General features: G+C 70.8%; 8 protein-coding genes and 1 tRNA gene. 5 read left to right on the top strand and 4 right to left on the bottom strand.

All coding sequences use genetic code 11. The features are described from left to right. Window positions 1–3 precede the first annotated feature (3 nt). Window positions 4–79 (bottom strand) — tRNA-Ala (locus H288_RS0104245). A 123-nt stretch (window positions 80–202) separates the two neighbouring features. On the opposite strand from H288_RS0104245, the gene H288_RS0104240 reads away from it, so the two are divergent. Beyond that, window positions 203–505, top strand: coding sequence for a YggT family protein (locus tag H288_RS0104240; protein ID WP_020091350.1), 303 nt, complete (start codon window positions 203–205; stop codon window positions 503–505). A 12-nt stretch (window positions 506–517) separates the two neighbouring features. Further along, complete coding sequence (locus H288_RS0104235; RefSeq protein WP_020091349.1) at window positions 518–1561, top strand: MaoC family dehydratase; 1044 nt, start codon at window positions 518–520, stop codon at window positions 1559–1561. Window positions 1562–1611: 50 nt separating this feature from the next. Here the strand turns inward: H288_RS0104235 and H288_RS0104230 are convergent, their stop codons facing one another. From H288_RS0104230 to H288_RS0104220, 3 genes are all read right to left on the bottom strand, one after another. Further along, window positions 1612–2244, bottom strand: coding sequence for a hypothetical protein (locus tag H288_RS0104230; protein WP_020091348.1), 633 nt, complete (start codon window positions 2242–2244; stop codon window positions 1612–1614). Between the two features lie 93 nt (window positions 2245–2337). Continuing rightward, on the bottom strand, window positions 2338–2886 hold the full coding sequence (locus H288_RS0104225; protein WP_012321386.1) for a formaldehyde-activating enzyme: 549 nt from the start codon (window positions 2884–2886) through the stop codon (window positions 2338–2340). 168 nt (window positions 2887–3054) lie between these two features. Continuing rightward, on the bottom strand, window positions 3055–3618 hold the full coding sequence (locus tag H288_RS0104220) for a L,D-transpeptidase family protein (RefSeq protein ID WP_020091347.1): 564 nt from the start codon (window positions 3616–3618) through the stop codon (window positions 3055–3057). A 270-nt stretch (window positions 3619–3888) separates the two neighbouring features. On the opposite strand from H288_RS0104220, the gene H288_RS0104215 reads away from it, so the two are divergent. The 3 genes from H288_RS0104215 (at window position 3889) to H288_RS0104205 (ending at window position 8937) form a co-directional block, all read left to right on the top strand. Then, a complete protein-coding gene (locus H288_RS0104215) occupies window positions 3889–4317 on the top strand; it encodes a hypothetical protein (RefSeq protein ID WP_020091346.1) in 429 nt (142 codons plus the stop codon). A gap of 156 nt (window positions 4318–4473) precedes the next feature. Beyond that, a complete protein-coding gene (locus tag H288_RS0104210; protein WP_026604651.1) occupies window positions 4474–5754 on the top strand; it encodes an efflux RND transporter periplasmic adaptor subunit in 1281 nt (426 codons plus the stop codon). Window positions 5755–5772: 18 nt separating this feature from the next. After that, on the top strand, window positions 5773–8937 hold the full coding sequence (locus H288_RS0104205) for a multidrug efflux RND transporter permease subunit (protein WP_020091344.1): 3165 nt from the start codon (window positions 5773–5775) through the stop codon (window positions 8935–8937). Window positions 8938–9259: the final 322 nt, after the last annotated feature.

Below are 9259 nucleotides of genomic sequence, written 5' to 3'. Positions count from 1 at the left end.
GCCTGGTGGAGCTGAGGGGATTCGAACCCCTGACCTCCGCAGTGCGATTGCGGCGCTCTCCCATCTGAGCTACAGCCCCGTCGAGGCGCCGGCCTTGTAGGCGCGGGCGGCTCAGCCTGTCAATTCCCTGTTTCAACGTCGCCCGCCGCGCGCCGCTCCGGCGCTGGGGTGCGGGCGGCCCGAAGGATACGCGCGGACCCGCATGAACGCCCTGATCTGGCTCTTCGACACGGTCGTCCAGCTTTTCATCTACGTCCTCATCGCAAGCGCGGTTCTCAGCTGGCTCGTCGCGTTCAACGTGGTGAACGTGCGCAACCCGATCGTCGCGCAGATCGGCGAGGTGCTCTACCGGCTGACCGAGCCGGTGCTGCGGCCGATCCGCAACCTGCTGCCCAATCTCGGGGGCGTCGACATCTCGCCGATCATCCTCATCTTGCTGCTGCTGTTCATCAGCCGTCTGCTGCATGAATACGCCGTGCCCGCAGCTTACGTTTACACGCAGTAGGGTCGAACGCCCGTGAAGACGAATCCTGGCCGCTTCTTCGAGGATTTCCGCCTCGGCGAGACCATCCGCCACGCCACCCCGCGCACCGTGACGGTGGGCGACGTGGCGCTGTACACGGGCCTCTACGGGCCGCGCTTCGCCGTGCAGTCGTCGGACGCCTTCGCCCGGGCCATCGGCTACCCGAAGAGCCCGCTCGACGACCTGCTCACCTTCCACATGGTGTTCGGCAAGACCGTCCCGGACGTCTCCCTCAACGCGCTGGCCAATCTCGGCTACGCCGAGGGCGGGTTCCGGCGGCCGGTCTACCCGGGCGAGACGCTCTCCACCGTGTCGGAGGTGATCGGCCTCAAGGAGAGCTCGAACCGGCAGACCGGCGTGGTCTACGTCCGCTCGGTGGGCTCCGACGAGCGCGGCGAGACCGTGCTGAGCTATTGCCGCTGGGTGCTCGTGCGCAAGCGCGACCCCGAGGCGGCGATCGCCGAGGAGCACGTGCCGAGCCTCGCCAAGGTGGTCGACCCGCAGGACCTCGCGGGCGCGCTGCCGAAGCTCTCGGCCGCCGCCTACGATACCGACCTCGCCGGCAGCCCGCACCGCTTCGCGGATTACACGGTGGGTGAGAAGATCGACCACGTCGACGGCATGACCGTCGAGGAGGCCGAGCACCAGATCGCCACGCGCCTGTTCCAGAACACCGCCAAGGTGCATTTCGACGGGCTGGCCGCCAAGGACACCCGCTTCGGCCGGCGCCTGATCTACGGCGGCCACGTGATCTCGCTGGCGCGGGCGCTGAGCTTCAACGGGCTCGGCAACGCCTTCGCCCTCGCGGGCATCAACGCCGGCCGCCACGTGGCGCCGCTCTTCGCCGGCGACACGGTCTATGCCTGGAGCGAGGTGCTGGCGACCGCCGATGTCGGCCGCGACGATGTCGGGCTCCTGCGCCTGCGGACGGTCGCCACCAAGAACCAGCCCTGCGGCGCCTTCCCGGACCGCGCCGGCGACGGCTACGACCCGGCGGTGATCCTCGACCTCGACTACTGGGCGTTCGTGCCGAAATAGGCGGCCGCGCCCCGGACGGCACCGCTCGGCGAGGCCGGCGGGGGCGCGCCTCAGCGGATCCCGCCGCCGACCACGCCCGCCTCGACCGCCAGCGACAGGCGGTCCGTGACCGCCCACTCGACGCCCACGCCGGCCACCGGCCGGACCGCGATGTCCTGGCGCGCGAACGGCAGCGACCCCGGGGTCGGCCCGACGCGCAGCGTCTGGTGCAGGGCCAGGGCGCCGGTCTTGGCGTAGACCAGCACGTCCGGCGCGACGAGGGTGCCGACCTTCACCTCCAGGGATCCGGCGAAGTCGTTGGAATAGGCGAGCCGCCCGTAGCCCGGCGTGAGGTTGCCGCCGAGGCCGGCGAGATAGTCGAACCCGCCGCTGATGCCGTAGAGGATCGGGCCCTCCTGCCACATCCGGCCGCCCTCGAACCCGATGGTCGGTCCCGAATAGCTGCCGAGATGCCGGGACGTGCTGACCGCGTAGCCGGTCGACAGGCGGGCGTAGGAGCCGGTCCAGCGGCCGTACGCGTCCTCGGGCATCTGCGGCCACGCGAAGGAGGGCAGCGGCGCGAAGCCGATGGACGGCCAGAACAGCGCCTGGGCGGCGGCGGGACCGGCCGGGAGCCAGCAGGCCCCGAGCACGAGGCCGGCCGCGAGGCGGCGGAACGGACGGGAATCGGCGCGTCTGCTCATGCCGCCATCCTACCCGAAGGCACCGGATCGCGACAGGCTTGGCCGTGGCCGCCCGCGGGATCGTGCGCGCCCCGCCCGCCGCTGACCGGGCGCTCAGATTTTTCCGTCGAGGCCCATCTGGTAGTACTTGTGGGTGATCTTGTCCTGGTTCTCGAGGAGCCAGTCGATCGAGGGCTCGTTGGTCATGGCCTTGCGGATCGCCTCGGTCATGCCCCGGCGCTGGATGTCGAACAGCGCCTTGTGGTCGACGTGCTGGGCCTCGATGACGCCGGGGCTGAGCCAGACCGAGCAGATGATGCCGAGGTCGTTGGCCTTGTGCTTGGGGATGTAGCCGGCGCGCACGGCGTCCAGCACGCCGTTGGCGATGGCGAACTGGACGGTGCCCATCAGGATCGAGGTGTACTTGCTCTCGGTGACACTGACCTTGGACACGCACAGGGTGACCGGGCGGACCATGATGTCGGTGTTGAGCAGGGCGAAGACGCGGCTGTGGCCGACGACCTGATCGCCGGTCAGCGTGGCCAGGGCGGTGCCGACCGGCCCGTCGAGCTCGCCGATGATGACCTCGGGCTCGGAGGCGGTGTTGGGCGGCCCGCCCGCGACCAGGGCCTCGCCGGCCCGCAGGATGATGCGCTCGTTCATGCTGTCCCTCGTGGCGGTCGGGCGATCCGGCTCTGCCCGACGGCGCGGCTCCTAACACCGGCCCGCCGCGCCTGTCGACGCGGGCGGGCGCACGCCACCGGCTGCGGCTCCGCGGCGCGGGAGGAGGGGGCGGCCGGAGGGGGGCGGCCGTCGCGGCCGCCCGCCCGGTCAGTCGCGCACGATGACCTTGGTGCCGACGCGGACCCGGTCGTAGAGGTCGGTCACGTCCTTGTTGGTCATGCGGATGCAGCCGGACGAGACCGCCGCGCCCATCGTCTCGGGCTCGTTCGAGCCGTGGATGCGGTAGAGCGACGAGCCGAGATAGAGGGCGCGGGCGCCCAGCGGGTTGTCCTGGCCGCCGGCCATGTACCGCGGCAGGTCGGGGCGGCGGGCCAGCATCTGCTGCGGCGGGCGCCAGTCCGGCCACTCCTTCTTCATGGTGACGGTCTTGGTGCCGGACCACGAGAAGCCCTGCCGCCCGACGCCCACGCCGTAGCGGACCGCCGCGCCGCCGCCGAGCACGTAGTAGAGTCGGCGCTGGCGGGTCGAGACCACGATGGTGCCGGGCTTCTCCTTGCCGGTCCACGCCACCGTCTCGCGCGGGATCGCCTGGCTGCGGAAGATGTTGAGGAAGTCCGCGATCGGACCCCTGTCCAGCGGGTTGGCGGCCGCCGCCGGGGCGCTCCCGAGCAGCAGGCCCGCGAGCCCGAGTAGCGCGATCCGTCTCGCCATGGTCTTCCGTCCTCCGTTCGTCGCGGCGCGGGGACTCGCGGGTCTTCGCGGGTCTTCGCGGATCTCGGCGGGTCTTCGCAGATCTCGGCCAAGCCCGCGCGGAACCCCTGCGCGCATGGGGCGAGCCGGCCCGGACTTCACGGCAAGGTTGAGGCCGGGCCGCCGGTATGGCCACTTCCGGGCGCAGCTGTGTGCTGCGCGCAACACTGGGCGGGTGGCGCGACGCCGTGGGTGATTGCGCGCGGCGACAGCCGTGCTTATCTCAGACTCGTGATCCGATCCGCCGCTCTCCTGACCCGCCGCGCCGCGGGCCTGCCGGACCGCCTCGCCCGGGGCCTCGCCGCGCTGGCGCTGCTCGTGCTCGCGACGGCCGCGCTGGTGGCTGCGCCCGCGCGGGCCGAGGCCGCGCGCCCGGAGGGCCCGGCCTGCGCCATCGCGAGCCCGCGCCTGACGATCCTGTCCGGCACGCCGGACGCGCAGCCCGAGGCCAAGCGGTCCGAGGCCAAGCGTTCGGTCTTCGGCCGCACCGATCTCTGCGCCGCCGACAGCGAGATCCTCACCGAACTGGGGCTGCCGCGCCCGCCGGTCGACGCGCCGCGCCCCCGTCACACTGTCAACGCATCGTTCGACTACAGGTCCGACAGCGTACCGGCCTCCGCGCCGGACGGTTCGCCGCACCGGCCTCCACGCCGGGCCTGACGCGCGCGCCGGTCTCGCGGCCGGCATGATGGCGCGCCCGTCCTGATCTTCGTCCGACCGGCCTCGTGACCGGTCCCGGGATCTGACTCGACGATGCGCGGGCCCACGCTCCGCGCCAGCCTCAGCAGACGCATGCTTTCAGGAGCGTCGGTAATCGTGACCCGCACTTTGTCCGCCAGAATCCCGTCGTCGTTCCGCGCCTCGGCCCGCGCGACCGCCCTCCTGCCCGCGGCCCTGCTCCTGCTGGGTGTCGCCGCCTGCAACCCGAAGCAGGTCGCCGCGCCGGCCCCGCCGGTGCCGGAGGTCGGGTTCGTCAAGGTGGAGCCCCAGGCGATCCCCTACCTGCGCGACCTGCCGGGCCGCGTCGCGCCGATGCGCATCGCCGAGGTCCGCTCCCGGGTCTCCGGGCTCGTGGTCAAGCGGCTCTTCGAGCAGGGCAGCCAGGTCAAGGAGGGCGACATCCTCTACAAGATCGACCCGGCACCCTACGAGGTCGAGCTCGCCAGCGCCGAGGCGGCCCTCGCCCGCCAGGAGGCCGCCCTGGTGCTCGCCCGCCAGCAGGCCGACCGGCTCGAGCAGCTGCTCTCCCGCGCCACCGCGAGCCAAGCGCAGTACGACGCCGCCTTCGCGGCCAAGAAGCAGGCGGAGGCCGAGGTGGCCGGCGCCAAGGCGACCCGCGACCGCGCGCAGCTCAACCTCGGCTGGACCGACGTGCGCGCGCCGATCACCGGCCGCATCGGCCGGGCGCTGCTCACCGAGGGCACGCTGATCGAGCCGGGCTCCACGGGCGCGCTCGCCACGATCCAGCAGCTCGACCCGATCTACGTCGACATCACCCAGTCGGTCGGCGAGCTGAACCGCCTGCGCCGGGACCTCGCGAGCGGCGAGCTGGCGCGCCTGGAGGACAACACCGCCAACGTCCACCTGATCATGGATGACGGCTCCCTCTACCCGCTGGCGGGCCGGCTGCTGTTCTCGGACGTCACCGCCGACCCGAGCACCGGCCAGGTGACGCTGCGGGTGCAGTTCCCGAACCCGCACGACGAGCTGTTCCCCGGCATGTACGTGCGGGCGCGGATCAAGCAGGGCATCGATTCCGACGCGATCGCGGTGCCGCAGCAGGCGATCCAGCGCACCGACGACGGCCGCGCCGAGGTCTGGATCGTGCGCGCCGACGAGACCGTGATGCGCCAGCCCGTCGAGGTCGGGCCGGTCGTCGGGCAGAACTGGCTGATCCGCTCGGGCCTCAAGGCCGGCGAGCGCGTCATCATCGACGGCTTCCAGAAGATCACCGTCGGCGCCAAGGTGAAGCCCCTCGACCAGACCCCGGTCCACGGCGAGACCGGACCGAAGCACGACACCGACGAGGCGCCCGACGTGCCGGGCGACAAGGCGGAGGTCACCCCGCGGGCCGCCGCCGTCCAGCAGCGCCACTGAGTCCGGGAGAGCCCGATCATGGCACGCTTCTTCATCGACCGCCCGGTCTTCGCCTGGGTGGTGGCGCTGTTCATCTGCCTCGGCGGCGCGCTCGCCATCCCGAACCTGCCGGTGGCGCAGTACCCGGTGATCGCCCCGCCCTCCATCGCCCTGTCCACGGCCTATCCGGGCGCCTCCGTGGAGAGCCTCTACATCGGCACGACCCGGCTCATCGAGGATGAGCTGAACGGCGCCGCCAACATCATGAGCTTCGAGTCGACCACCGACTCGTTCGGCTCGGTCAACATCACCGCCACCTTCCAGCCCGGCACCGACCCGTCGCTCGCCTCGGTCGAGGTGCAGAACCGGCTGAAGCGCGTGGAGGCGCGCCTCCCGGCCGAGGTGCGCCAGCAGGGCATCCTCGTGGAGGAGGCCTCGGCCGCGACCCTCAACATCATCACCCTCGTCTCCACCGACGGGTCGATGGACGAGGTCGGCCTCGGCGACTTCCTGATCCGCAACGTCATCAACGAGATCCGGCGCATCCCCGGGGTCGGGCGCGCGACGCTCTACTCCACCGAGCGGTCGCTGCGCGTCTGGGTCGATCCCGACAAGCTGCGCGGCCTCTCGCTCAGCGCCTCGGACGTCACCGACGCGATCCGCAACCAGAACGTCCAGGTCGCCTCCGGCTCGGTCGGCGCGCAGCCGAGCCCGACCCGGCAGGCGCTCACCGTGCCGATCATCGTGAAGGGCCAGCTCGGCACGATCGAGGAGTTCGGCGCTATCGTGCTGCGGGCCAATCCCGACGGCTCGAACGTGCGCCTGCGCGACGTCGCCCGGATCGAGCTCGGCGGCGACGCCTACCAGTTCTCCACGCGCCTCAACGGCGGCCCCGCCGCCGGCATCTCGGTGACGCTCGCCCCCGACGGCAACGCGCTCGAGACCGCCAAGGCGATCCGCGCCAAGATGGTGGAGCTGTCCCAGTTCTTCCCGCCGGACCTGAAGTGGGACATCCCCTACGACATCACCCCGGCGGTGGAGGCCTCCATCGAGAAGGTGCTGCACACGCTGGTCGAGGCGGTGGTGCTGGTCTTCCTCGTGATGTTCCTGTTCCTGCAGAACATCCGCTACACCCTGATCCCCACCATCGTGGTGCCGATCGCCCTCATGGGCACGGTCACGGTGATGTGGATCTCGGGCTTCTCGGTGAACGTGCTCACCATGTTCGGCATGGTGCTGGCCATCGGCATCCTGGTCGACGACGCCATCGTGGTGGTGGAGAACGTCGAGCGGATCATGAACGAGGAGGGTCTGCCCCCCAAGGAGGCCACCAAGAAGGCCATGGGGCAGATCACCGGGGCGATCATCGGCATCACCCTGGTGCTGATCGCCGTGTTCATCCCGATGGCCTTCTTTCCCGGCTCGGTCGGCATCATCTACCGGCAGTTCTCGATCGCGATGGTGACCTCCATCGCCTTCTCGGCGCTGCTCGCCCTGTCGCTGACGCCGGCGCTCTGCGCGACCTTCCTGAAGCCGATCGAGAAGGGCCACGGCCACGCCAAGGGCGGCGTGTTCGGGATGTTCAACCGGTTCGTCGACCGGGAGACTGCCCGCTACGGCCGCGGCACCGCGGCGTTCATCCGGAAGTCCGGCCGGGTGATGCTGGTCTACGTCGCGCTCGTGGCGGGCACGGCCTACGCCTTCGTCAACCTGCCGGAGGGCTTCCTGCCGGTGGAGGACCAGGGCTTCTTCACGGTCGACATCCAGACGCCCCCGGGCGCCTCCTACAACCGTACCCAGGAGGCGGTGCGCAAGGTCGAGGAGCACCTGCTGGCGCAGCCCGGCGTCGCCACCGTGACGATGCTGAACGGCTTCTCGTTCTCCGGCCAGGCCCCGAGCACCAGCCAGGCGTTCGTGACTCTGAAGCCGTGGTCCGAGCGCGACGCCAAGAACTCGGCCGCCGCGCTCGTCGCCGGCACCAACGCGGCGCTCGCCACGTACCGCGACGCCACGGTGGACGCGCAGGAGCCGCCCCCGGTCGACAACCTCGGCAACGCGGCGGGCTTCTCGTTCCGCCTGCAGGACCGGGCCAACCGCGGCTACGCGGCGCTGCTGTCGGCCCAGGAGCAGCTCCTGAAGCTCGCGCAGCAGAGCCCGATCCTCCAGAAGGTGAAGATCGAGGGCCTGCCGCCGACCCCGCAGGCGGAGCTGGTGATCGACCGCGAGAAGGCGGCCGCGCTCGGCGTGAAGTTCGAGGACATCAACAACACGATCCAGCTCAACCTCGGCTCGGTCTACCCGAACGACTTCCCCAACCGGGGCAAGATGCAGCGGGTCTACGTGCAGGCCGAGCAGCTTCAGCGCATGAACGCCTCGGACATCCTCAACTACGCGGTGAAGAACGCCACCAACACGATGGTGCCGATGTCGTCCTTCGCGGAGCTGAAATGGAGCATGGGGCCGAGCCAGATCGTCGGCTTCAACGGCTACCAGTCGGTGCGCTTCACCGGCGAGCCGAACCCCGGCTACACGTCGGGCGACGCCATCGCCGAGATGGAGCGGCTGATGCTGCAGCTGCCGAAGGGCTTCGGCTACGCCTGGACGGGTCAGTCCTACCAGGAGAAGCAGGCGGGCAGCCAGGCGAGCCTGCTGCTCGCTTTGTCGGTGCTGATCGTGTTCCTGTGCCTCGCGGCGCTCTACGAGAGCTGGGCGATCCCGGTCTCGGTGATGCTGGTGATCCCGCTCGGCGTCATCGGCGCGGTGGCGGCCGTGTACCTGCGCGGCATGCCCAACGACGTGTACTTCAAGATCGGGCTGATCACGATCATCGGCCTCTCGGCCAAGAACGCGATCCTGATCGTGGAGTTCGCCAAGGACCTCTGGAAGCCCGGCACCTCCGTGGTGCGGGCCGCGGTCGAGGCGGCGACGCTCCGGTTCCGGCCGATCGTGATGACCTCGCTCGCCTTCATCTTCGGCGTGGTGCCGCTGGCCATCGCCACCGGCGCCGCCTCGAAGAGCCAGCAGGCGATCGGCACCGGCGTGATGGGCGGCATGATCACCGCGACCGTGCTGGCGGTGTTCTTCGTGCCGGTCTTCTTCGTCGTCGTCATGCGCCTGTTCCGGCGCAAGGCGGTGGCGGAGGGCGAGACGGCCGAGGCCGAGGCCGAGGCGCGGCGCGAGCCCGCGCGGGTGGCGGCCGAGTAGGCCGGCGCCGGCCGCGCGTTGCGGCGTCCGGTCGACGTCTTCGCTGGATGCCGCCCGCTCCGTCATCACGAGCGGAGCGACGTGACCCAGGGCAGCGCGCCGTCGTGAGGCGCGGCGCCGCCCTGGATGGCTTCGCCGCGCTCGCCAAGACGGGGCGTGTCGAAGCTAGCGATCGGAACCGGGGAAAACGCGCTTTGGAACGCGAGTAATGTCACTCAGCCGCGACAGGCTCGGCCCTCGTCTTGTATACAGATGGTCCGATGCTTGCTGACGCCGCGGTGGACGCCGCCGGGGCAGCCGGCCGGTGGCGCATTCACGGTCT

This window comes from Methylobacterium sp. 285MFTsu5.1, assembly GCF_000383455.1.
Classification (GTDB): Bacteria; Pseudomonadota; Alphaproteobacteria; order Rhizobiales; family Beijerinckiaceae; genus Methylobacterium.
This window is presented reverse-complemented; position numbering and strand designations above follow the sequence as displayed.